The sequence below is a fragment of the Mangrovihabitans endophyticus genome, from assembly GCF_014646155.1.
In the GTDB taxonomy this organism is placed as follows: domain Bacteria; phylum Actinomycetota; class Actinomycetes; order Mycobacteriales; family Micromonosporaceae; genus Actinoplanes; species Actinoplanes endophyticus.
In genome coordinates this window covers 240,511-263,817 of record NZ_BMMX01000002.1, presented here as the reverse complement: position 1 = coordinate 263,817, position 23,307 = coordinate 240,511, and the positions used below count along the sequence as shown (strand labels likewise).

Sequence of the window (23,307 nt, the reverse complement as noted above, 5' to 3'; positions counted from 1 at the left end):
GAAAGGGTTCACTGTCCACTCAGGCGCTCGACAACCGCGGCCAGCTCGCCGACCGTGGGCGCCTCGAACACCGCTTCCAGCGACGGGGCCACGCCGAACGTCTCGTCGAGCAGGGTAGTCAGCCGCATCGCGGTCAGGGAGTCACCGCCCTGCTCGAAGAAGTGCGGATCGTCAAGCTGGTCGTCGCAGCCGAGAACCTGCTGGAACAGATCCCGCACGGTGTCGCGCACCGAGCCGGCAGAGGGCGCCGGAGCTTCACCCGCCAGAGCCGGCCGGGACGCCGGGGCCGGGTCGCGCCGTGGGAACACCAGATGGGTGCGGCGTTGGAAGGCGTACGTCGGCAGGGTCACCCGCGGCGTCGCCTCCTCCGGGTGCCAGGCCCGCCAATCCACCGGCACCCCGGCCTGCCACAGGTGCCCGGTGGTGTTGAGCAGGGCCGCGAACTCGTCACCGGCCTTGGTCACGTCGCCCAGTGAGGGCAGCGCCCGGCGCCGTGACTCCTTGGGCCGCAGGGTGGCCAGCGAGCTGAGCGTCTGGCCCGGTCCCGTCTCGAGCAGGACGCCGTCGGGGGTCGTGGCCAGCAGAGTTCGCAGCGCGGGTTCGAACAACACCGGGCTGCTGAGCTGCCCCGCCCAGAAACCGGGGTCGGTGGCCTGCTCGTCGGTGATCCAGTCGCCGGAGATGGTCGAGACGAAGGCGATGGACGGCGCCCGCAGCGCGACACCGCTCAGGTGATCGCGAACCTTGCCCACCGCGGGTTCCATCAGCGGGGTGTGAAAGGCGTGGCCGGCGGCGACCGGACGGCTGTGCACACCGCCGCTGGCCAGCCGCTCGCCGAGCTCGGCGACGAGTTCGGAGGTGCCGGCCACAACGCACTGCTGCGGCCCGTTGACAGCGGCCAGGGCGAGGGTCTGGCCGTTGACGAGATCCCGGACCTGCTCCTCGGGCAGCGACACCGCCAGCATCGCGCCCGGTGGCATCTCGGCCAGCACGGACGCCCGCACCCCGATCGCCGTGGCGGCGTCACTCAGGGTGAGCACCCCGGCCAGGCAGGCGGCCACGAGTTCGCCGAGGCTGTGACCGATCATCGCACCGGGCATCACCCCCCGGTCCATCCAGGTGCGCGCCAGCGCGTAGTCGATCGCGAACAGGGCGGGCTGGGAGACCTCGACGCGCTCCAGCTCGCGGGCGGCCCGGCCCGTGTCATCGCCGTACAGCAGGTCGCGCAGATCCCGGCCGAGCACCGGGCGCAGCAGGTCGCAGCATTCGTCCAGCACGGCGCGGAAGCCGGGCACCTCGTCGTACAACTGCCGGGTCATGCCGGGCCGCTGCGACCCCTGCCCGGGCAGCAGGAAGGTGACGCTCGGGTTCCCCGCGGGTGCCGTGGACAGCCGGAATTTGGGCTCGGCGTCCGGGTCGCGGCGCGACCGGACCAGGTGGCCTCGGTGAGCGAACGGGTGCCGTCCGCTCTGCAACGTCCAGGCGACCTCGTCGAGCCGCTGGTCCGGCCGGGCGCGCAGGTGCTCAAGCAGAGTGCCGGCCATCGCGGCGAGCGCCCCGGGGCTACGGGCGGACAGCACGAGCACCTCGGCCCGTGCCGGTGCCGTCGTGCGCTCCGGACGCGGGGGAGCCTCTTCGAGCACCACGTGGGCGTTCACCCCGCCGACACCGAACGAGCTCACCCCGGCGCGGCGCGGCCCGCCCGGTGACTCCCAGTCTCGGCTCGCGGTAGGCACCACGAACGGGGTGGCCGCGAAGTCGATCTCCGGGTTCGGCGCGTCGAATCCCAGGCTCGGCGCGATCCGGCGGTGGCGCAGCATCATGACCGCCTTGATCAGGCCGGCCGCCCCCGCCGCGGTATCGGTGTGCCCGATGGTGGTCTTGACCGAACCGATCGGTACGCTGCCCGGCGCCAGCCCGCAGCCCGCGAACACCTCGGCCAGCGCCGCGATCTCGATCGGGTCGCCGACCGGGGTGCCCGTGCCGTGCGCCTCAAGGTAGCCGATGCTGGCCGGTTCCACGTCCGCGACGTCGTGCGCGGCGCGGATCACCTCGGCCTGGCCCTGCACACTCGGAGCGGTGAACCCGGCCCGGCGCCGTCCGTCGTTGTTGACGGCGCTGCCGCGGACGACCGCGAGGATCGGGTCGCCGTCGTCGATCGCGTCCGCCAACCGGCGCAGTACCACCACGCCGGCGCCGTCGCCCGCGACGATGCCGGCGGCTCCGGTGGCGAACGCGCGGCACCGCCCGTCCGGAGACATCACGCCGTTTTCCTGGTACCAATAGCCGCGCCGGGGCACCTGCACGGTGACGCCACCGGCCAACGCGGTGTCGCAGTCGCCCGCGAGCAGGGCCCGGCTCGCCTCGTGCACGGCGACCAGCGAGGTGGAGCAGACCGTCATGACGGCCACCGCCGGCCCGGTCAGCCCGAGCTTGTAGGCCACCCGCGAGCACAGATGCTCCGGTTCGTTGGCCAGCCGGACGGCGAAGTCGTCGAGGCCGGGGAACAGGTCGGGACGGCTCCGGACGACGTCGTCGTAGCCGTTGCGGCCCGCACCACCGTAGATCCCGACCGTCCCGGGCACGTTCGCCGGGTCGTAGCCGGCCCGTTCCAGAGCCTCCCAGGAACACTCGAGGAACAACCGGTGCGCGGGGTTGAGCATGTCGGCGTCGCGGCTGGTGTACCCGAAGAACGGGGCGTCGAACTCGCCCATACCCTCGACGACACCGTGCCGGTTGACGTACCGCGGGTCCACCGGACGGGGTGTGCCGCCGGACCACCGCTCAAGCTCCTCGTCGGTGAATGGGCGGACGGCGTCGACACCAGCCTCGACGCCGGCCCAGAACTGCTCAGGGGTGTCGCCGCCGGGGAAACGGCACGCCATCGCGACGATCGCGATGCTCGCGGGGTGTGCTACCGGATCAGTCAACGTTCGCTCCTTCTGCCGCGGCGCGTTCGTCGAGCACCGCGGCAAGGGACCCTACGGTCGGGTGGCTGAACAGGCGGATCAGTGGGACGTCGTAACCCCGCCGGTGCAGCAGGGCGCGCACCCGTATCAGTGCGTGCGAGGTGCCGCCGAGCTCGAAGAACGACTGGCCCGCGATGACCGGGCGTCCCAGGACCTGTTGCCACACGTCGACAACGAGGTCCACGGCGGCGTCCGAGGCCTCCTCCGGGACCTCGGCGGCGGGCTCGGCGATGACAACCGGCGCCGGTGCGAACGGCGAGCCGTACTCCTCCAGCGGTCGGCCCGGTTGCTCCACCAGGTCGGTCACGATGTGCCGCAGCCAGTCGGAGAGTTTCGCGGCGGTCGCCACCTCGTAGCGGTCGGCGCTGAGCTCCAACCGGCAGCGCAACCCCGCGTGGGTGCGGATCAGCTCCACGGTCACGTCGGTGCGCGCCCGCGTGGGCACCCCGGCGGGCAGGGGAAGCTCGGTGGCGGCGGCGTCCCCGAGGCGCAGCGCCGGCCGCTCCCTTTCGTCCAGGTGGGTGACGATGACCCGGAACAGCGGATGGTCGCCGTCCTTGCGGGACAGGTCCAGCCGCGCCAGAACGGCGTCGAACGGCGTCGTGCCCAATTCCAGCAGCTCGGCCAGGCCGGTCCGGATCTGCCGGACCAACTCCTCGACCGTCGCCGCCCGGGTCAGGTCGACACGTACCGGTGCCGTGCCGGCCAGCATCCCGACCACCTCACCGTCGCCCTCGCCTCGGCCGGAGGTGGTGACACCCACCGTGACGTCGTCCACCCCGGCGCTGCGGCCGACCATCAGATGCACGCACGCCAGCAACAGGGTGAAGGTCGTCGTCCGGTACGCCGCGGCGAGCGCGTCCAACCGGGCCATCATGTCGTGGGAGAGCCCGAACGCCGTGCCCAGGCCCCGATAGCTCGGCTCCGCCGGTCGCGGCCGGTCGGGTGGCGGCGAGACCGGTACCCGTCCGGGGGTCAGGCGGTCCCGCCACCGGTGAACGACGGCGCGCGCGCGATCAGATTCCAGTTCCTCCGACTGCGCGCGCCACCAGGTCTGGAATCCCGGCGCCGGCCTGGGCGGGGTGACGCCTGGGCGGTAGGCCGCTGCCAGATCCGCCAGGACGACGCCGAGGCTCGTGCCGTCGCACAGCAGGTGGTGGGCCCGTAGCGCGAGCTGCTGCCGCGATGTGCCCACACCCGTGAGGACGGCCAGGCGCAGCGCGGGCGGGGTCGCCGGATCCAAGCGCTCGGTGAAGAAACGCACCAGGGCGGCCTTGCCGGACAACACTTCGACGGCCACCGGCACGTCGGGCAGAACCCGTTGCCAGGGCTGTCCCTCGGTGGTGACGACTGCGGTGCGCAGGGCCTCGTGGCGGTCGACGACCGAACCCAGCGCGGCGTTCAGGGCGCCGATGTCCAGCGGGCCGTCCAGCGTCCACAACCGGTTGATGGTGAACGGCGAGTCGGCGCCGGCGAGTTCGTCGGCCACCCAGATCGCTAGCTGCGCCGGGGAGAGCTGGTTGAAGCCGGTCATCGTCACGGCATCGCTCCGGGTCGGCCCTCCGCCGTGGCCTGCCGGGTCAGCAGCGACCTGATGGACGCGAGAAGAGGGGCCGCGCCGTCCTCGGCGAAGAAGAAGTGCCCGCCCGGATGCAGCCGCAGGTCGAACTCACCACCGGCGAACTCCTGCCAGGTGGCGAGATGGCTCGGGAGGACCTGCGGATCGTCTCGCCCACCGTGGACCTGCAGGGCGACGGAGAGCTGGTCGCGCCGCGCGGGACGGTATTCGGCTTCGAGCAGGAAGTCGGCCCGCAACGCGGCGATGACCATGCGCCGCACGGTGGGGTCGTCGAGCAACTCGACGGGGGTGCCGCCGGCCTCCCGGATGAATTGCAGCAACCGGTCGTCACCGGCCGACCGCGAGTCGAAGCCGGTGGTGCTGTGGCCAGGTGCGGTGTGCGCGGCCATGACCACGCCGACCAGATCCACGTCTGCACGGTCCTGAAGCCGCCGGGCGACCTCGTAGGCGATCAGCGATCCGAGGCTGTGCCCGAACAACACCAGCGGCATCCGACCGCCGTCGCACAGCACCTCGGCCAGGGCATCGGCGTACGGCTCCATGCGAGTCAGCGGTGGCTCGCTGAACCTCTGCCCGCGGCCGGGTGGTACGACCCCGCACACCTCGACGTCGGGGGCGAGCGCCTCGGCCCAGGCGTGGAAGATCGGGGCCGACCCACCGGCACCGGCCAGGCACACCAGCCGCGCCACCGGCCGGTCCGACGTCGGAAACCGGAGCAGCCACTTGTCCGGCCCGCTACTCAGCAACGGTCACCACCGGCCGTGATGGATTCTCCGACCTGCACTGTCACCTTGAGCCACCCCTCGATCGCCGTCGATCCGCCCGTCGCCCCAAGGTGCTCATCGGTTGCCGCCGCTGTCGAGGAGGAAGGGGCGTTGATGACCAGAAGGGCCGAATCGAATGTCAGCCAGGGCCGCGCCCGCGATCCTTACGTGGGCTCCCTCGCCCGCCAGGTCCACGTCCCGTAGATTGCGAGCGTCCCACCAGCCGACGACCCTCCAGGGGGCGGATCTGATGCGATTGGCAAACCTGGCCGGACGAGCCGTGCTGCTGGTGGACGGGGGTGCCGTGGATGTGGCCGAGCTGACCGACGGCAAGTACGGGCCGGCGCCCCGCGACGTCCTCGACCGCTGGACGCAGTTCCGCGCCGAGGTCACCGGCGTCGAGGGAGCCGACCGGATCCCGTACGCGACAGGGGATCTGGGTGCTCCGGTGCCGGAGCCGCGGCAGGTCTTCGCGGTCGGCCTGAACTATGCCGACCACGTCGCCGCGGCCCGGGTGCCGACGCCGGAGTTCCCGATGATCTTCACCAAGTTTCCGAGTTCGCTGGGCGGCCCGGCCACGCCGGTTGCGCTGCCGTCGGCCGTCGTGGACTACGAAGCCGAGTTGGTCGCGGTGATCGGCAGGGAGGCGAGCCGGGTGTCCGAGTCGGAGGCGTGGTCGCACGTCGCCGGGCTGACCGTCGGCCAGGATCTCTCCGAGCGGTCGGTGCAGGGGCGCGGTCCGGCCCCGCAGTACTCGATGGGCAAGTCGTTCGCCGGTTTCTCGCCGACCGGCCCGGCCGTGGTCACGCTGGACGAGATCGGCGACCGGGACGACCTGGCCCTTCGCGGCTGGATCGGCGATGAGGTGTTGCAGGAGAGCCGCACCAAGGAGCTGATCCGTTCGGTGCCGGCACTGATCGCGTACATCTCTGGCATCTGCCGGTTGTTCGCGGGTGACCTGATCTTCACGGGTAGCCCGGCCGGCGTCGGGATGGGCCGCAAGCCGCAGCGTTTCCTGCGACCGGGGGAGACGCTGATGACCGAGATCGAGGGTCTCGGCCGACTCGAAATCCCGCTCGTCGACGGGAGTCTGTGATCTCGCCGCGGCGCGCGACATCCAGCAGGACGAGGAGCCGAGATGGACTTCAGCCTGTTCTACTTCGCCAACGACAGCGCATCCGGGGCCGGTGACCGCTACCGGCTGTTGATCGAGGGCGCCAAGTTCGCCGACGCGAACGGACTGGCCGCGGTGTGGACACCCGAGCGGCACTTCCACCCGTTCGGCGGGCTCTACCCCAACCCGGCGGTGACCTCGGCCGCGATCGCCACCGTCACCGAACGGATCCAGATCCGGGCCGGTAGCGTGGTGGCACCCTTGCACAACCCGCTGCGCATCGCCGAAGAGTGGTCCATGGTGGACAACCTCTCCGGCGGCCGGGCCGGGGTGTCGTTCGCCTCGGGCTGGCACACGACCGACTTCGCGCTCAAGCCGGAGACGTACCCGGACCGGCGTGAGGTGATGCTCGAGAACCTCGAACAGGTACGTCGGCTGTGGCGCGGCGAGACGATCGAGGTGGTCGACGGAACCGGAGGCCTGACGCAGGTCGGCGTCTACCCGCCGCCCGTCCGGCCGGAGATGCCGGTCTGGGTCACCAGCGCGGGTGGCGTCGAGACCTTCCGTAACGCCGGCCGGCACGGCGCCGGCCTGCTGACGCACGTGCTCGGGCAGGACCTGGACTCCCTGACCGTGAAGATCAAGGCGTACCGCCAGGCGTGTGACGGGCCCGGTCACGTCGTGCTGATGGTGCACACGTATCTCAACGACGATGAAGCGATGGCCAAGGACCTCGTTCGCGAGCCCTTGAGCACCTACATCCGCAGCTCTTTGCAGTTGCTGTTGGGCACGAGGCCCGGCGGGGCCGCCGCCGTCGACCCCAGTCAACTGTCCGAACAGGACAGAGATTTCCTCGTCGGTCGCTCGTTCGACCGCTACTTCCAGGACGGCGGCCTGCTCGGCTCGGTGGACAAGGCCGCCCGCCTCGTCGAACGGTTCGCCGAGGCCGGCGTCGACGAGGTCGCCTGCCTGATCGACTTCGGCCTGCCCACCGCGACCGTGCTGGCCGGACTGGCGCTGATCAAGGATCTCTCCGACCGGAGCCGCTGACCCGGCCGGTATCGCCGGACCGTCACCGCCCGCTCAGCAGCTTGACGACCGGGGCGAACGCCGCCGCGAACTGGCCCGGCACGCTCAGATAGGAGAAACCGTAGCGACGCCGGTGCTCGACCAGGTCGTCCGCGATCTGGTCGACGGTTCCGATCAGTAGCGTCGGAAGGCAGAGCAGGTCGTCGACGCCCAGGTGAGGAAAGCGGTGGTGCAGGGCCTGCGCCGCGGTCCGACGGTCGCCGGTGACGAGCACCTTCTGCACCATCAGGTTGCGTTCGAGCTCCGCCGCGCGGCCCTGGGTGTTCGTCGCCAGCCGTACCCGCTCGGCCAGCTCGCCGGGCCCGAGCAGGGACTGCCGGCCGGGCGTACCCAGCGGTTGCGGGGCCGCGCCGCTGAACGCCAGGATGTCGCCGTGCTGCGCGGCCACCCCCAGCACGCGCAGGCCACCCCCGCCCACCAGGATCTCCGGCCGGCCCGCTCCGCTGCCGGCCAGTGCCGCGGCCGTGTCGGCGAGCCGGGTCACCCGCTCGCCGAACGGGGGGCGAGGCACGCCCGCCCGTACGAAATCGGCCTTGTCGTAGCCGGCGCCGAGGCCCGCTTCCAGTCGGCCGCCGCTCAACCGGTGTGCGGTCAGGACGTCGCGGGCCGTCAACCCCGGTGGATGCAGCGCGGTGTTCAGGACGTACGTACCCAGCCGTACGCGTTCGGTCACCGCGGCGGCGGCGGTCAGGGCGAGCAGAGGCGCGTGGCCGGATACGTGATCGGCGACGTTGATGGTGTCGTAGCCGAGCTGTTCCACCAGTCTGCACCGCTGCTGCCAGACGCCCCGGTCGTCGGTGCCGGCCAGGATGGCGCCGAATCGGAACGGCTTCGTCAGGGCGCACTCCCTCACTGCTCCGCCACCCGCCGGGCTGCGGTTGCCGCCTGTTCGGCCACGCTGGGGCAGCGGAAGACGTCCTCGACGGACAGCATGATCCCGGCCGCCCGTGCGAGCTGGACAGCCCGGATGCTCATCAGCGATTCGGCACCGAGGGTGAAGACGTCGTCCTCGGCGCCGGGCTCGCGGCCCAGCAGAGCACCCCAGATGCCGGCCAGGGCACACTCCGTGGAGCCCTCGGGCGCCCGCCCCTTCGCCACGGCCGGAGGCCGTACAGGCGGGAGCGCGGAGATGTCGGTCTTGCCGCTGCGGGTCAGCGGCACGGCGGGCACCACAGCGATCCCCACCGGCACGAGATAGCGGGGCAGCCAGGCGCGGGCGTGATCCAGCACCGCCCGCTCCAGGTCCGCGTCGTCGCCTGCCGGGACGACGTACGCCACAACCCCCGTCTCGGCCACGGTCACCACGGCTTCGCGTACCCCGGGATGGCGGCGCAGGACACCCACGACCTCATCCGGTTCGACCCTGATCCCGCGCACCTTGAGCTGGCGGTCGTTGCGACCCAGATACTCCAGCGCCGCGTCGGCCCGCCACCGGACCACGTCACCGGTACGGTAGAGCCGCTCACCCGTCGCGAACGGGTGCGGCACGAAACGATCGGCGGTCAGGTCCGGGCGGCCCAGATAGCCGCGCGCCAGGGCCACCCCGCCGAGCAGGAGCTCACCAGCGACACCCACCGGTACGGGCTGCAGCCGCTCGTCGAGCACATAGATCTCGGCTCCCGGCATCGGACGGCCGATGGGTACCGGCGAGCTCCGGTCGCCCGGACGGCACTCCCATTCGGTGACCGCGATGGACGCCTCGGTCGGGCCGTAGCAGTTGACCAGCCGCGCCCACGGCAGCACCCGCAGGAATTCGTCGCGCAGATCGGTGGTGAGCGCCTGACCGAAGCACAGCACCCGGCGCAGGCTGCGGCACCGCCGGGCCGCCGGCTCCGCCAGGAACGCCTCCAGCAGCGGCGGGACAAAGGTGGCGGTGGTGACGCCGGTGCGTTCGATCAGGTCCGCCAGATGAGCCGTGTCCCGGTGGTCACCGGGCCGGGCCGGCACGACCGCGGCACCCACGACCAGCGGTAGCAGCAGCTCCTCCACCGAGACGTCGAACGTGTACGGCGTCCTGTACAGCGCCCGGTCCTGCGCGGTCAGCCCCTGACTGCGCCGCAGGTGCGTGATCCGGTTCGCCAGTCCACGGTGCGGGACGGCCACGGGCTTGGGCGTGCCCGTCGATCCCGAGGTGTGCAGGACGTACGCGAGATCGCCGGGCGTGACCTCGGGCGGCTCCGGCAGGGCGGGATCGTCGTCGGCGGCACCGGGGTCGAGCACTGTGACGCCGGCCTGCCGCAGCGGCCCAGCGTGCCGTTCGTCGGCCAGGACGAGCATCGCGCCCGCGTGCTCGATCATCGCGGTCAGCCGGTTCGCCGGGTCGTCGGTGGCCAGTGGCATGAACGCCGCACCCGCCCGCATGACGGCCAGGATCGCCACGACGAGGTCCGTGCCGCGGGGCAGGCACAGGGCGACCGGTCCGCGTCCGGCGCCGCGGGCCACCAGCGTCGCGGCCAGCCGGTCGGCACGGTGGATCAGATCGGCGTACGAGACGGTCTCGCCGTTGGTGACGACCGCCACGGCCCCGGGGGCAAGGGCCGCCTGACGCCAGATCCACTCGTGGACGGGTCCCTGCCACGGGTAGGCCGGCCCCGATCGGCTCCACTGCCGCAGGATGACGGCGCGTTCCTCACGACTCAGCAGCTCCAGCTCCGGAACTCGCACGTCCGGGTCTGCGACGACGGCGGCCAGGACGCGCTGGAACTGCCCGGCGAGCCGGCGTACGTCCTCACTCGCGAACAGCTCGGTGCGGTAGCGGAAGTAGGCGACCGCAGCGTCGCCCTCCGCTCGCACGTCCAGCCGCATGTCGGTGTAGGTGTCGGGCTGCCCGGCGGGCAGGATCTCGACCGCCACGCCGTCGATCGCGGGCCGGGGCAGCGGTGGCTCGAGCGCGAACGTGGTCTGGAACAGCGGGTCGTAGCTGGTGGCGCGGGTCAGCCGGACCTCGTTGAGGATCGTCTCAAGAGGCACCTGCTGGTGGGTGATGGCGTCCAGAGTGGTGCGCCGCACCCGGCCTAGCAACTCGCGGTAGGACGGCTCACCGCTCAGATCGATGCGCAGCGGCAGCGTGTTGACGAACATGCCGATCAGCGGTTCGAGCTCGTGACGGCCCCGGCCCGCGGCCGGTGAGCCGATCACCACGTCGTCGGCGCCGGTCAGCCGGGACAGCAGGGCCGCGTACGCCGCCAGCAGCGCCATGTACGCGGTCACGTTGTGCTCCCGCGCGACCCGCAGCAGCCCCGTCCAGACCAGCGGGTCGATCGGGGCGACTCGGGTGTCCGCCGCGTGGCCCTGCACGGCCGGCCGGCTCCGGCTCGACGGCAGCTCGAGCAGTTCCGGAGCTCCGGTGAGGGTTTCCCGCCAGTGCTGCAGCGATTTCTGCAGCCGCGCATCGTCGAGCAGGTCCCGTTCGGCCTGGGCGTGGTCGGCGAACTGCATCGGCAGCGCGGGGAGCGGGGCGGCGTCGCGGGGATACCGGGCCGACAACTCGGCGAACAGAATGCCGATCGACTGCCCGTCACAGACGATGTGGTGGCACGTGAGGCACAGCACGTGATCGTCGTCGGCCAGCCGGCCCAGGACGACCCGCACCAGCGGCGCCCGGTCCAGATGGAAGGGCTTCGCCGCCTCCGCGTCCGCCAGGTCCACCGCCGCCGCCTCACGGTCGGATTCCGGTACGCCCGTCAGGTCGACGACGGGCAACTCGGCCTCGCCGGCCGGCGCGATCCGCTGGTAGAGGTCGCCGTCGACGAGCTCGAAGGTCGTACGCAGACTTTCGTGCCGCCCGATCGTCTCGGTCAGGGCCCGGCGCAGCTCCGCGACGTCGAGCGGGCCGCGCAGCCGCAGCGGGAGGGCGACATGGTAGGCCGTGCTGGCGGGGGAGAGCTCGTCCAGGAACCACAGCCGGCGCTGGGCCTGCGAGGCCGGACGCAGCCGGGCGTCCGCGGTGGTCGGCTCCGGGGTGTCGGCGCCGGGGAAACGGCACGCCATCGCGACGATCGCGGGGTGCGCTATCGGATCGGTCAACGTTCGCTCCTTCTGCCGCGGGCCGTGCGCAGGGACGCCAGCCGTCGCAGGCCGGCTTCGGACTCCCGCGCCGGGGTGGGGGCGGGTTCGTGCCGTCCGGGCGCGGCCTGGCCGAGGTGACGGGCCAGCGCGCGTACGGTCGGGTGCTCGTAGAGGGTGACGATCGGCACGGGGCGGCCCAGGTCGCGCGCCAGCCGGTCGCGGATGGTCATCAGTTGCAGGGAGTGCCCGCCGAGGTCGAAGAAGTTGTCGTCGCTGGTGATCGCGTCGTGGCCCAGCACCTCGGCCCACACCGCGGCGACAAGCATCTCCATCGGGTTCTGCGGGAGGGTGCGGACGTCCCGGTGGCCAGCGAGCTCGGTCGCGTCGCGGCGCAGGGCGGCCCGGTCGAGTTTGCCGTTCGCGGTCAGCGGCCAGCCCTCGACGGCGCACAAACGGGCCGGAACCATGTACTGGGGGAGCACCTCGGCGAGACGGCGCCGCAGAACCCCGGCGTCGGGGGCCACGGCGTCGGGGGCCACGGCGCCGGACGGGACGAGGTACGCGGTGAGCACCCCGTCGTCGCCGGGGCCGGGCTCGACGACGGCGATCGCGTCGCGGACGCCGGGCTGTCCGCGCAGGGCGTCCTCGATCTCCGCGGGTTCGATCCGAAACCCGCGGACCTTCACCTGGGTGTCGTTGCGCCCGGCGAAGTGCAGCATCCCGTCGGGTCGTACGCGCACGAGGTCCCCGGTGCGGTACAGCCGGGCGCCGGGCGGGCCGTAGGGGTCGGGCACGAACTTCTCGGCGGTGGCGCCGGGCCTGCCCACATAGCCGAACGCGAGCGCGGACCCGCCGAGGTACAGCTCGCCGACCAGCCCGACGGGAGTGAGCCGCAGGTCGCCGTCGAGGACCAGGGCGCGGACGCCCGGCAGCGGCCGCCCGATCGACGGGGCGCGCTCGTCGGTGGGGTCGACGCTCGCGTAGGTGGCGGCCACAGTGGACTCGGTCGGGCCGTACCCGTTGAGGAGCGTGAAGGGCGGCCCCGGAGGCGTGGGGCGGCGCAACCGGTCGCCACCGGCCAGGACGGTGCGCAGGGCGGAGTCCGGGGGCCACCGGAGTGCGGCCAGCCGCTCGGCCAGCGGGGTGGGTAGGAACGTGTGCGTGACATTCCGTCGCACCAGCCAGTCCCGCAGCTCCACGGGCGACAGCAGCGATTCCGGGGGCGCGACGTCGAGGGTGGCGCCGGCTGCCAGGGCTCCCCAGATCTCCAGGGCGGACGCGTCGAACCCGGGCGCTGCCACCAGTGCGGTCCGGTCCCCGGGGCGCAGGCCGACAGTCCGGCCGTACCAGGCGACCAGGTTCGCCAGCGGGGCATGTCCGACGGCCACCCCTTTCGGGCGGCCCGTCGACCCCGAGGTGAAGATGACGTACGCCCGGCCGCCGGTCCGCGCTCCCGGGACGGCCGGCGGGTTCCCGGCGACCGGCGGCACGCCGAGCACCGGATGATCCGGGAAGTCGGGGCCGTAGGCGGCGCTGGTGACGACGGCAGCGACCGGGGCTGCCTCGTCGAGCACGGTACGCCGCCGGTGCACGGGGTGGGCCGGATCCAACGGCAGGTACGCGGCGCCCGTGTACAGCACGCCGAGGACGGCGGTGACCAGCTCGGCGCCCCGGGGCAGGCAGACGGCCACGACGGCGTCCGGACCGGATGCACCGGCCCCGGTCAACTCACCGGCGAGCCGGGTGGCGGCCCGGTCCAGATGCTCGTAGGTCAACGCGGTGTCCCCGTCGGCGACGGCGAGGGTGCCGGGCCGCTCGACAGCGTGCCGCCGGACGGCGGTGTGCACCGGCTCGGTCGTGAGCGGGGGTTGCCCGCCCAGGCCCAGCAGCAGCGCGGCCTCGTCCGGGGGCAGCATCGGCAGCGAGCCCAGCGGGCAACCGGGATCGGCTGTCAGGGTGGCCATCACGTGGCAGAACCGCTCGGCGATCAGGGCGGCGACACCGGCGTCCACCATGTCGGTGCGGTAGCCGATGCTCCCGGCGGTGTGATCCGGGCCCCAGGTGGCGTCCAGAGTGAGCTCGTACTTGGCGGTACCGCCGGGGACGGCCAGCCGGTGCGCGGTCAGCCCGGTCAGCTCCAGGCCGCAGCCACCCCCGTCCTGATAGCTGAACGCCGTCTGGAACACCGGGTGCCGGTCCCCGGTGCGCGGCGGGGCCAGTTCCTCCACCAGGCGCTGGAACGGGACGTCCTCGAACTCGTACGCGGACACGAACGAGGCCATCACCTCCCGCACCAGGTCGGCGAAGGTCGTGCGGGGGCCGACGCGTACCCGGATCGGCAGCATGTTGATGAACAGGCCGACGGTGTTCTCGGTGCCTGTCCCGGACCGGCCGGCAGCGGGGACGCCGATCACGACGTCACGGCTGCCCGTCGTCGTGGCCAGGGTGACCGCGTACGCCGACAACATGATCAGGAACGGCGTCACCCGCTGCTCGCGGACGACCGCCCGGACGGTGTCGAGCACGCTCGCGGGCAGCGTGAACGGGTGTGCTCCGGCGCCGTGGCCGGGATTGGGGGGCGCGGGCCGGTCGTTGGGCAGGGTCAGCTCGGCCGGTGCCCCGGCGAGGTACTCCCGCCAGAAGGCCAGGGCCCGCGCCGGGCGAGGACCGGCGAGCATCCGCTGCTCGGCGGCGATGAAGTCGGCGTACCGCCCGGCCGGCTCCGGCGTCCGTCCCGTGTAGAGGTCCCGCAGGTCCCGGGTGATGATCTCGAGCGACCAGCCGTCGACGACGATGTGGTGAAAGACCAGCACGAGGACGTGGTCCGCGGCGCCCACCTCGATCAGGACCGCCCGGAAGACGGGCCCGGCGGTCAGGTCGAACGGGGTGCCGGCCGCGGCGTGGACAACCTCGCCGACTCGGCTCTCCCGTTGGGCGGGGGCCACCCGCCGCAGGTCGGTGGAGGTCCACGGCACCGGTCCGGGCGGGTCGACGTGCCGGGAGACCCCACCGGTCGCGGGATAGCGAGTACGCAGCACCTCGTGCCGCGCGGCCAGCTCGTCCACCGCACGGCGCAGGGCCGGCACGTCGAGCGGCCCGGTCAACCGGTACGCCAGGGGGGTGTTGTACTCGGCGCCGTCCGGCCGCAACTGCCACTGGAACCACAGTCGCTGCTCGGCCGACGACAGCGCAGAAGCGACCTGTTCAGCCATGCCCGGACCCCCTCGTCGTGACGGTCGTGGAGCCGAACCGCTGGGATCAAAAGTGCCGGGAACGGCGGCGGCCGACACCGGCGAACGCCCGGCATGGCCGCCGGGGGAGCAATTCCGTGCACTTGCGGTCCTTCCCCCGCGAACCGGGCCGCCCGCCCGTCCTACGGTGGCCGTATGGCCTCTCATCTGCAGTTTTCCGGCCCCCTGCTGGAGTACGTCGAATCGGTGTCCCTGCGCGAGGACGACGTGCTGCGTGAACTGCGCGAAGAGACCACGGGACTGCCCGGGGGAACGACCTTCCCGGTCTCGCCCCTGCAGGGGCAGTTCCTCTGCGTGCTGGCCGCGTCGACCGGGGCCGTCTCCGTGGTGGAGGTCGGCACCTACACCGGTTACAGCACCCTGTGCCTGGCCCGGGCGGTGGGCAGCGGGGGCCGCGTGGTCACCTGCGACATCTCCGCCAAGTGGCCGGAGATCGGCCGTCCGTACTGGGCGAAAGCCGGCGTCGACGACCGCATCGAGGTACGGGTGGGCCCGGCCGCCGCCGTCCTCGACGACGTGATCGGGGACCCAGCGTACGGCCCCGACGGCATCGACCTGGTCTTCATCGACGCCGACAAGGCGCGTTACCGGGACTACTACGAGCGCTCGCTGATCCTCCTACGGCCGGGCGGGCTGGTCGTCATCGACAACACCGTGCTGTTCGGGCGGGCCGCCGATCCCGGTGCCACCGACCGGGACGCCGTCGCCGTCCGGGAGCTGAACCGGGCGCTGCAAGCCGACGAGCGGATCGATCTCACGATGCTGCCGATGGCCGACGGGATCACCCTGGCACGCAAGCGCCCGGTCTGACGGTCACGCCGCTCAGGTGTCCAGCCGCGCCAGGCGCCCGAGGTCGACCGCGTCGACGGTCACCGTCGGCGACGGGTCCTGCAGGGACGGCACGAGGTGCAGCCGCTGGAACTCTCCCGCCGCGCCGAGCTGGTCCAGGCAGGCGCAGGGGTCGTCGGCGAAGCCCGCGAACCGGTAGGCGACCTCCATCATCCGGTTGCGGTCCGTACGCCGGAAATCCGCGACCAAGTGGACGCCGTGCCGTGCCGCCTGGTCGGTGAGCCAGCTCAGGATCGTCGACCCGGCACCCCAGGTCACCACCCGGCACGAGGTGGCCAGCAGCCTGAGGTGCCAGACGGCGTCCGAGCGGGCCAGCAGGACGATGCCCACCGCACCGTGGTCGCCGAAGCGGTCGGACATGCTCACGGCCAGCAGCTCATATGCGGGGTCGCCGAGCAGCGCCCGCAGCGTGGCGTCGGAGTAGTGCACCCCGGTCGCGTTCATCTGGCTGGTGCGCAGGGTCAGTTCCTCCAGCCGGGTGAGGCTGTCCTCGTCGGCGCGGGCGATGCTCATGCTCAGGTTCAGCGAGCGCAGGAACTCGGCGTCCGGCCCGCGGTGCGCCGACCGTGCCGCGTCGCGCCGCTGCCCGGCCTGATACATCAGCCGCCGTCGCCGCGAGTCCATGGTCACGGTCGCCGGGATGAACTCCGGCCGCTCAAGCAGCGACAGCGCCTGCTCCGCCGGATAGCAGCGGACCTGGGGGAGCCGGTGCGCGACCTCCGCCCGTTCGATCGGCTGGTCGTCGACGAACGCGATGGTGTCGAGCGCGAAGTCCAGCTCACCGGCGATCTCCTCGACCGACGCCGACTTCGCCCCCCAGCCGATGCGGGGCAGCAGGAAGTACTCGGCGACGCCGAGTCGTTCAAGCTGCTGCCAGGCCAGGTCGTGGTCGTTCTTGCTCGCCACCGACTGCAGGATGCCGCGGGCGTCCAGGCCCTGCACGACCGCACGCATCTCGTCGGTGAGCCGCACCTCGCCGTCCTCCAGCAGGGTTCCCTGCCAGAGCGTGTGGTCCAGGTCCCAGACCACGCACTTGACGGTCTTGGCCTCGCTCATCGGGTTCCTCCCGGCCGGGGTGCCCGCCGGACGACGTCCTCGGCGAGCGCCAGGCGGCTCAGTTCGTTGCTGCCTTCGATGATCTCCATCAGCTTCGCGTCCCGGTAGGCGCGGGCGACGAGGCTGCTGTCACGAGCGCCGGCGCCGCCGAGGACCTGCACCGCCGTCGCCGCGCCGGTCGCAGCCTGGGTCGCGCTGACGTGCTTGGCGAGTACGGCGGCGGTGGCGAGTTCGGGCGAGCCCTCGTCCCAGCATCGGCTCGCGTGTTCGCAGATGCGCCGGGCGACCTGGCCGGCGACGTACAGGTCGGCGAGGTGCCCGGCGACCAACTGGTGCTCCGAGAGCGCCCGGCCGAACTGCTCGCGGGTGGTGGCGTGCCGGACCGCGGCCCCGAGGCAGCCGTCCAGGATCCCGACGCAGCCCCAGGCCACCGACATGCGGCCGTACGTGAGCCCCACGGTCGCGAGCAGCGACAGCGGCGCGCCCGCGGAGTCGAGCAGGTTCTCGCGCCGCACCCGGACGTTGTCGAGCACCAGCCCCGCGTGCCCGGCCGCCCGGCAGCCGAGCACGTCGTCCAGCGGCGTGATCTCGAGGCCGGGGGCGTCGCAGGGCACCACCACCACCGCGCCACCGGAGCCGTAGCGGCCGAAGAGCACGAGCAGATCGGCGTACGCGGCGGCGGTGATCCACATCTTGCGCCCGTCGACGACCACGGTGTCACCCTCGTCGCGGATGGTCGTCGCCATGGCGCCCAGGTCGCTGCCGGCCCCGGGCTCGCTGAAGCCGACCGCCGCGAGCGTCCCGGCGGCCAGCGCCGGGAGCAGGGTGGCCCGTTGCCCGGCACCACCCAGCCGTTGCACGATCCAGGCGGCCATGCCCTGCGAGGTCATCACGCTGCGCAGGGAACTGCACAGGCTGCCGACGTGGGCGGTGAACCGGCCGTTGCGCAGGCTGTCCAGCCCCGGGCCGCCATGCGCGGTGCCGACCTGAGCACAGAGCCAGCCGCCCTTGCCCAGCTCGCGCAGGGTCTCGATCGGTATCCGGCCGGTGCGGTCCCACTCCTCGGCCTGGTCACCGACGATGCCGGTGACCAGGGCCTCGGGCTCGCTCATCGCGCCTCCCGCAGCCGCTGGACCAGGTCGGCCATCGCCGTGACGGTGCGGAAGTTGGCGAGCTGCAGGTCCGGTCCGGCAACGGTGACGTCGTACGTGTTCTCCAGGTGCACGACCAGTTCCATGGCGAACAGCGAGGACAGCCCGCCGTCGGCGAACAGGTCGCGGTCACCGGGCCACTGCTCGCCCGTACGCTCGTTCAGGAAGGCCGCGAGATCCGCCTCGACCTGGCCGTTGTCCACACCCGTACTCATCGGGCCACTTCCTCGTATCGTGCGCTCAGCGGGCGCAGGTCCGTCCAGACCTCGCCGATGTGCCGCAGGCAGGTGGACTTGTCCCCCTGCACGCCGACGCCCTGCCAGCCGGGCGGAAGGTCGTGGCTCACCGGCCAGATCGAGTACTGTTGCTCGTCGTTGCGGACCACCTGATAGATCCGGTCGTCGTCGTCCTCGAACACGGTGCCTCCTGCTGCTCGTCCTCGTCGGGCGGTGCTCACTTCGCCGTGGTTCCGGTCAGGGCGCCGAGGTATCCGGCGAGCTCGTGGATGGTGGGCCGTTCGAACAGTTCGACGAGCGGGAAATCGATCCGCAGCCGGCTGGTCATCCGGTGGTGCGCCTGCACCAGCTTCAGCGAGTTGCCGCCGAGTTCGTAGAAGCTGTCGTTGCGGCCGACCACGTCGCGGCCCAGCACCTCCGCCCAGATGGCGGCGAGGGCGCGTTCCAGGTCGCCGCGCGGTTCGGGCGCCTGCGCGAGCGTGATCTCCGCGGGCGGCAGCGAGGACGCGTCGACCTTGCCGTTGCGGGTCAACGGCAAGGTCGGCAGGACGACGAAGTGCGTCGGAATCAGGTATTGCGGCAGGCGGTCGCGCAGATGGTCACGGATCTCCTCGTCGTCCAAGACCGCGTCCCGGTCGCGCATCACCAGGTACGCGACGAGTTCCGGTGACCCGTCGGACCCCGCGGGGCGACCCTGGACGTAGCTGTCGAGCACGCCCGGATGGGTCCGCAGAGCGGCGGCGGCCTCGGCCGGTTCGATCCGGTACCCGAGGATCTTCACCTGCCGGTCGGCGCGGCCGAGGAAGTCGAGCGTCCCGTCGGGCCGGTACCGGGCCAGGTCTCCGGTGCGGTAGAGGCGGCCCCCGCTGCGGCCGCTGAACGGGTCCGGGACGAACCGGTCGGCGGTCAGGTCGGGGCGGCGGGCGTAGCCACGGGCCAGGCCGGCGCCGCCGAGGTAGACCTCGCCGGTGGTGCCGGTGGGCACCGGATTGAGCTCGGTGTCCAGCAGGTAGACGGCGGTCCCGGAGATGGGCCGCCCGATGTCGGGCAGCGCGGGGGGATCCACCCGGGCGGCGACCGGCCCGCTGGTCGAGATGGCGGCGTTCTCGGTCGGCCCGTACGAGTTGTGGAAGGTGAAGCCCGCGTCCTCCGGGGGCCGGACGTTGAGCCGATCACCCGCGGCGTGCAGGATCCGCAGCCCCCGCGGGCCCGTGCCACCGTGGCCGTTGAGTACCGCCTCGGCCAGCGGTGTGGGCAGCAGGCAGACGGTGATCCGCTCCTCGTCCAGCCAGCGGCGCAGATCCGGCGGGGACAGCAGGAGAGCCCGGCCGGGCACGACGAGGGTGGCCCCCGCCGCCAGGGCGGGCCAGATCTCCCACACCGAGAAGTCGAAGCCGGGCGACGCCACCATCGTGCCGCGGTCCGACGGCCCCAGCCCGGTCTCGCGCAGGTGCCAGGCGACCAGGTTCGCCAGGGACCGGTGTTGGATCATGACCCCCTTGGGCCGGCCCGTCGAGCCGGAGGTGTAGATGACGTACGCGAGGGTGTCCGCAGAGATCCGGGGCGGCGTGGACAATGGCGCGCCAGGTTCCGGCCCGGCGTCGCTGAGCAGCACCGGCGTGGTGATCTGGAGCCGGTCGCGGACCCCGGCGGTGGTGATCAGCAACCGCGCGCCGGACTCGGCCAGGATGAACGCGACCCGGTCGTGCGGGTTGTCCTCGTCCACCGGCAGGAACGCCCCACCAGCCTTGAGGACGGCGAACTCGGCCACGACGAGGGCAGCGCTGCGGGGCAGGCACACCCCGACGATCGTCTCCGGGCCCACCCCCTCGGCACTCAGCCGGGCGGCCAGCCGCGACGCCCTCTCGTCGAGGTCGCGGTACGTCAGATGTTCATCGCCGTCGCTGACGGCGATCAGGTCCGGCCGGGTCGCCGCCCACCGAGCCACCGCCTCCTGCACCGGTTCGGCGGTCCGCGGGACAGCCTCGGCCTCCTGCCGGTTGCGTTCCACGAGCAGGTGCCGCTTCTCGGCGTCGTCGAGGACAGGCAACCGCCCGACTCGCGCCGCCGGCTCGTCGGCCGCCGCGGTCAGCAGGCGCAGGTACGCCGCCGCCATCCGGCGCATGGTCGACTCGTCGAACAGGGCGCTGTTGAACTCCCACAGCACCGTCACCCGGTCGTCGGTGTGCCGGCGGTCGCCCAGGGCGTTGCGGGCCCGGGGCACGATGATGACGTTGACGTCCATCTTGGCCGAGCCGTTGCTGCGCTCGAAGACCGTGCTGGTGGCCGTGCCCAGCTCCGGGTTGCGGACGGCCGAGTCGTGCGCACTGAACATGACCTGCGCGAGCGGGTTGCGGGAAGGGTCACGGCGGGCGCCGAGCGCTTCGACGACCACCGGGAACGGGCACTCCTGGTGCGCCGCGGCGCCGAGAACCGCCTCCCGGGCGGCGGCCAGCAGCTCACGAAACGGCATGTCTCCGCTGACCTGCGTCCGCAACACCACCGGGTTGACCAGCATGCCGATCAGCGCCTCGGCCTCGCGCAGCCGCCGGTTGGCGAACCCGGACGCCACGCAGATGTCGGTGTCGCCGCTGAAGCGGTGCACGAGGGCGACGAACGCGGCGTACATGACCATGAAGCTGGTCACGTTGTACCGGCGGCCCAGCGCCCTGATCCGGGCGGGCACACCAGCCGGCAGGTGGAGCCGCAGGACGTCACCGCGGAACGTCTGCACCGCCGGACGTGGCCGATCGGTGGGCAATCCCAGTTCGGTGGGGGCGTCGTGCAGCCGCTGCTTCCAATACCGCACCTGCTCGGCGAGTTCCGGTGAGCCGAGCAGCGCGCGCTGCCAGGCGACGTAGTCGCGGTACTGCACCGGCAGCGGCGGCAGCGGCGACGGCCGGCCCGCGGAGAACGCGTTGTAGAGCGCCTCGACCTCGGCCATCAGCACCGCGAACGACCAGCCGTCGTGGATCAGGTGGTGCTCCACGAGGATCAGCTCGTGCTCCTCGGGACCGAGCCGGACGGCGGTCCACCGGGCCAGCGGCGGTTCCCGCAGGTCGAACGGGTCGGCCAGGGCTGCTCGGGTGACCTCGTCGAGCCGTTTGCCGCGCTCGTCACCGGTGGCCGAGGACAGGTCGACGCGGGTGAGCCGTGCTGGAACCGGCGGCCGGACCGACTGGAGCGGCTGCCCGTCGTGCTCACCGTAGGTGGTCCGCAGGCTCTCGTGGCGCCTGATGATCTCGGTGAGGGCCCGGTCCAGGACGTCCACGTCGAGCGGCCCGACGACGCGGATGCTCGTCTGCGCGTGGTAAGCGACGCTGTCCGGGGCTAGTTTGCTGTGGAACCAGACCTGCTGCTGCGGCAGGGACAGTGGTGACTCGGGCGTGCCCGCGTCCGCGACGATCGGCGGCAGGCCCCCGGTGCTGGTCGAGTCGCGCAGCTCCTGGACTGCCTCGGTGAATCGACCGAGCATCGGGGCAGCCAGCAGCGTCCCGATCGGCACGTCGGTGCCCAGCGACTCGCGGACCCGGGTCACGATCTGCGTCGCCAGCAGGGAGTGGCCGCCGAGGTCGAAGAAGTTGTCGTCCAGGCCGATCTCACCGACGTTGAGGACTTCGGCCCAGGCCGCCGCGATCGTGCGCTGCAGCGGGGTACGCGGCGGTGCCCCGGCCGGCTCAGCGGTGAGACGGCGCAGGTCGGGGGCGGGTAGGGCGGACCGGTCGACTTTGCCGTTGCGGTCCCACGGCAGCGCGTCGAGGATGATGAACGCCGTCGGTATCAGCGCCTCGGGCAGCCGGGCCGACAGGAACTCGCGCAACCGGCGGGGCGCGGGGAGCCTGCGGGCCTGGCGGGGGACGACGTACGCGACGAGGTACGAGTCACCGGTCTCGCCGTCGCGGCAGGTCTGCACGTGGGCGGTCGCGACTTCGGGATGCTCGCCCATGACGGCGGAGACCTCGGCCGGTTCGATGCGATGGCCACGGATCTTCACCTGGTCGTCGTTGCGCCCGGCGAAGTCGATCGCACCGTCGCTCCGCCACCGGCCGAGGTCCCCGGTGCGATAGAGCCGGTCACCCGGCCGGGCCGGGCGGGGGTCGGGAACGAACCGGTCGGCGGTCAGATCCGGGTGGGCCAGGTAGCCGCGGGCCACTCCGGCGCCACCGAGGTAGAGCTCACCCACCTCGCCGGGAGCGACGGGCCGCAACTGCGGGTCCAGGATCTCGATACGCACGCCGTCGATGGGCACGCCGATCGACGGCAGCGACCCCGTGTCCTCGCTGGACACCTGTCCCGCGGTGGCCAGCACGGTGCCCTCCGTCGGGCCGTAGCCGTTGACGAAGGCGAACGGCACACCGGCGGGCGGGCGCACCCGAAGCCGGTCACCACCGGTCTGCAGCACCCGCAACGCCGTGCCGGCCTCCCACACCGCGCCGACGACCAGCTCGCCCAGGGCCGTGGTGAGCACGCAGACCGTGATCTGCTGCTCGGTCAGCCAGGAGACCACCGCGGCGGGGTCGCGGCGCAGGCCGGGTGGGGCGACGCACAGGCAGCCGCCGGAGACCAGGGCCGGCCACTGCTCCCCCACGGACGCGTCGAAGCCCGGCGAGGCGAGCACCGCGCTGCGGTCGGCGGGGGTCAGAGCGAGGGCCTCGGCGTTCCACCGGACGAAGTTGGCCAGCGATCCGTGTTCGACCATGACACCCTTGGGCCGTCCCGTGGTCCCCGACGTGTAGATCACATAGGCGAGGTCGCCGGGCCGGGGCCGGTGCGCGGGCCGGTCCGCGGGCTGGCCGGTCAGGTCGAGCCCGGACAGCGCGATCGTGCGTGCCCCCGGTACGCCGAGGCGATGGTGCCCACCGCACAGCACCACGCGCACCCCGGCCTCGGCCAGGATGCCCGCCGTGCGTTCCGGCGGGGTCTCGGGGTCCAGCGGGAGATAGGCGGCGCCGGTCCACCACACGGCGAGGGTTCCGGTCACCAGGTCGGTCCCCGGATCGCCGTACAGGGCCACGATGTCACCGGGGCCGATCCCCTCGGCGATCAGCCGGTGGGCGAGGCGGGCCGCGTCGCCGGCCAGGTCGCCGTACCTGAGGTCGCCGGTCTCCTGACGGACGGCGAGGCGTTCCGGGTGCTGCCGGGCGGCGTCGGCCACCAGCTCGGTGATCAGTTCGGCGGTCTGCATGCCTTCCCTCATTCGTGGTCGGCGCCGGCGCCCGTCCCGCGTCCGGCCAGCAACGC

General features: G+C 72.5%; 14 protein-coding genes. 3 read left to right on the top strand and 11 right to left on the bottom strand.

What is annotated here, in order from left to right; all coding sequences use genetic code 11:
- Positions 1-8: 8 nt before the first annotated feature.
- From IEY73_RS05720 to IEY73_RS05710, 3 genes are read right to left on the bottom strand one after another with little or no spacing between them, the layout of a single operon-like run.
- A complete protein-coding gene (locus IEY73_RS05720; protein ID WP_189078018.1) occupies positions 9-2,930 on the bottom strand; it encodes a type I polyketide synthase in 2,922 nt (973 codons plus the stop codon).
- Positions 2,923-4,503 (bottom strand): condensation domain-containing protein, encoded by a 1,581-nt coding sequence (locus tag IEY73_RS05715; RefSeq protein ID WP_229715608.1) that lies wholly within the window; start codon positions 4,501-4,503, stop codon positions 2,923-2,925. Before IEY73_RS05715 ends, IEY73_RS05720 begins: the two co-directional genes overlap by 8 nt.
- Before the next feature lie 2 nt (positions 4,504-4,505).
- A complete protein-coding gene (locus IEY73_RS05710) occupies positions 4,506-5,294 on the bottom strand; it encodes a thioesterase II family protein (RefSeq protein ID WP_189078016.1) in 789 nt (262 codons plus the stop codon).
- Between the two features lie 268 nt (positions 5,295-5,562).
- On the opposite strand from IEY73_RS05710, the gene IEY73_RS05705 reads away from it, so the two are divergent.
- Together IEY73_RS05705 and IEY73_RS05700 are read left to right on the top strand one after the other, a co-directional pair.
- Positions 5,563-6,408 (top strand): fumarylacetoacetate hydrolase family protein, encoded by an 846-nt coding sequence (locus IEY73_RS05705; RefSeq protein ID WP_189078015.1) that lies wholly within the window; start codon positions 5,563-5,565, stop codon positions 6,406-6,408.
- 42 nt (positions 6,409-6,450) lie between these two features.
- Complete coding sequence (locus IEY73_RS05700) at positions 6,451-7,476, top strand: MupA/Atu3671 family FMN-dependent luciferase-like monooxygenase (protein WP_189078014.1); 1,026 nt, start codon at positions 6,451-6,453, stop codon at positions 7,474-7,476.
- 22 nt (positions 7,477-7,498) lie between these two features.
- Here IEY73_RS05700 and IEY73_RS05695 read toward each other — a convergent pair whose 3' ends face one another.
- Genes IEY73_RS05695 through IEY73_RS05685 form a run of 3 tightly spaced genes read right to left on the bottom strand, consistent with a single transcriptional unit; the run spans position 7,499 to position 14,735 of the window.
- Positions 7,499-8,368, bottom strand: a complete 870-nt coding sequence (locus tag IEY73_RS05695; protein ID WP_189078013.1) for a TIGR03621 family F420-dependent LLM class oxidoreductase — start codon at positions 8,366-8,368, stop codon at positions 7,499-7,501.
- Complete coding sequence (locus IEY73_RS05690; RefSeq protein WP_189078012.1) at positions 8,365-11,541, bottom strand: non-ribosomal peptide synthetase; 3,177 nt, start codon at positions 11,539-11,541, stop codon at positions 8,365-8,367. The genes IEY73_RS05695 and IEY73_RS05690 overlap by 4 nt, the downstream gene beginning before the upstream one ends.
- Entirely contained in the window at positions 11,538-14,735 is a 3,198-nt protein-coding gene (locus IEY73_RS05685) for a non-ribosomal peptide synthetase (RefSeq protein WP_189078011.1), read from the bottom strand. Before IEY73_RS05685 ends, IEY73_RS05690 begins: the two co-directional genes overlap by 4 nt.
- A 174-nt stretch (positions 14,736-14,909) precedes the next feature.
- Between IEY73_RS05685 and IEY73_RS05680 the strand changes: the two genes are divergently transcribed.
- Positions 14,910-15,584 carry an O-methyltransferase gene (locus IEY73_RS05680; protein WP_189078010.1) on the top strand — a complete coding sequence of 225 codons (675 nt, stop codon included), beginning with the start codon at positions 14,910-14,912 and terminating at the stop codon, positions 15,582-15,584.
- Positions 15,585-15,596: 12 nt separating this feature from the next.
- On the opposite strand, the gene IEY73_RS05675 is transcribed toward IEY73_RS05680, so the two are convergent.
- From IEY73_RS05675 to IEY73_RS05655, 5 genes are read right to left on the bottom strand one after another with little or no spacing between them, the layout of a single operon-like run.
- On the bottom strand, positions 15,597-16,679 hold the full coding sequence (locus IEY73_RS05675; protein ID WP_189078009.1) for an HAD-IIIC family phosphatase: 1,083 nt from the start codon (positions 16,677-16,679) through the stop codon (positions 15,597-15,599).
- The gene (locus tag IEY73_RS05670; protein ID WP_189078008.1) at positions 16,676-17,791 is read right to left on the bottom strand and encodes an acyl-CoA dehydrogenase family protein; all 1,116 of its coding nucleotides are present in this window, start codon (positions 17,789-17,791) and stop codon (positions 16,676-16,678) included. The genes IEY73_RS05675 and IEY73_RS05670 overlap by 4 nt, the downstream gene beginning before the upstream one ends.
- Entirely contained in the window at positions 17,788-18,045 is a 258-nt protein-coding gene (locus IEY73_RS05665; protein ID WP_189078007.1) for an acyl carrier protein, read from the bottom strand. Before IEY73_RS05665 ends, IEY73_RS05670 begins: the two co-directional genes overlap by 4 nt.
- The gene (locus IEY73_RS05660) at positions 18,042-18,248 is read right to left on the bottom strand and encodes an MbtH family protein (protein ID WP_189078006.1); all 207 of its coding nucleotides are present in this window, start codon (positions 18,246-18,248) and stop codon (positions 18,042-18,044) included. Before IEY73_RS05660 ends, IEY73_RS05665 begins: the two co-directional genes overlap by 4 nt.
- A gap of 35 nt (positions 18,249-18,283) precedes the next feature.
- Positions 18,284-23,251, bottom strand: a complete 4,968-nt coding sequence (locus tag IEY73_RS05655; RefSeq protein ID WP_189078005.1) for a non-ribosomal peptide synthetase — start codon at positions 23,249-23,251, stop codon at positions 18,284-18,286.
- Positions 23,252-23,307: the final 56 nt, after the last annotated feature.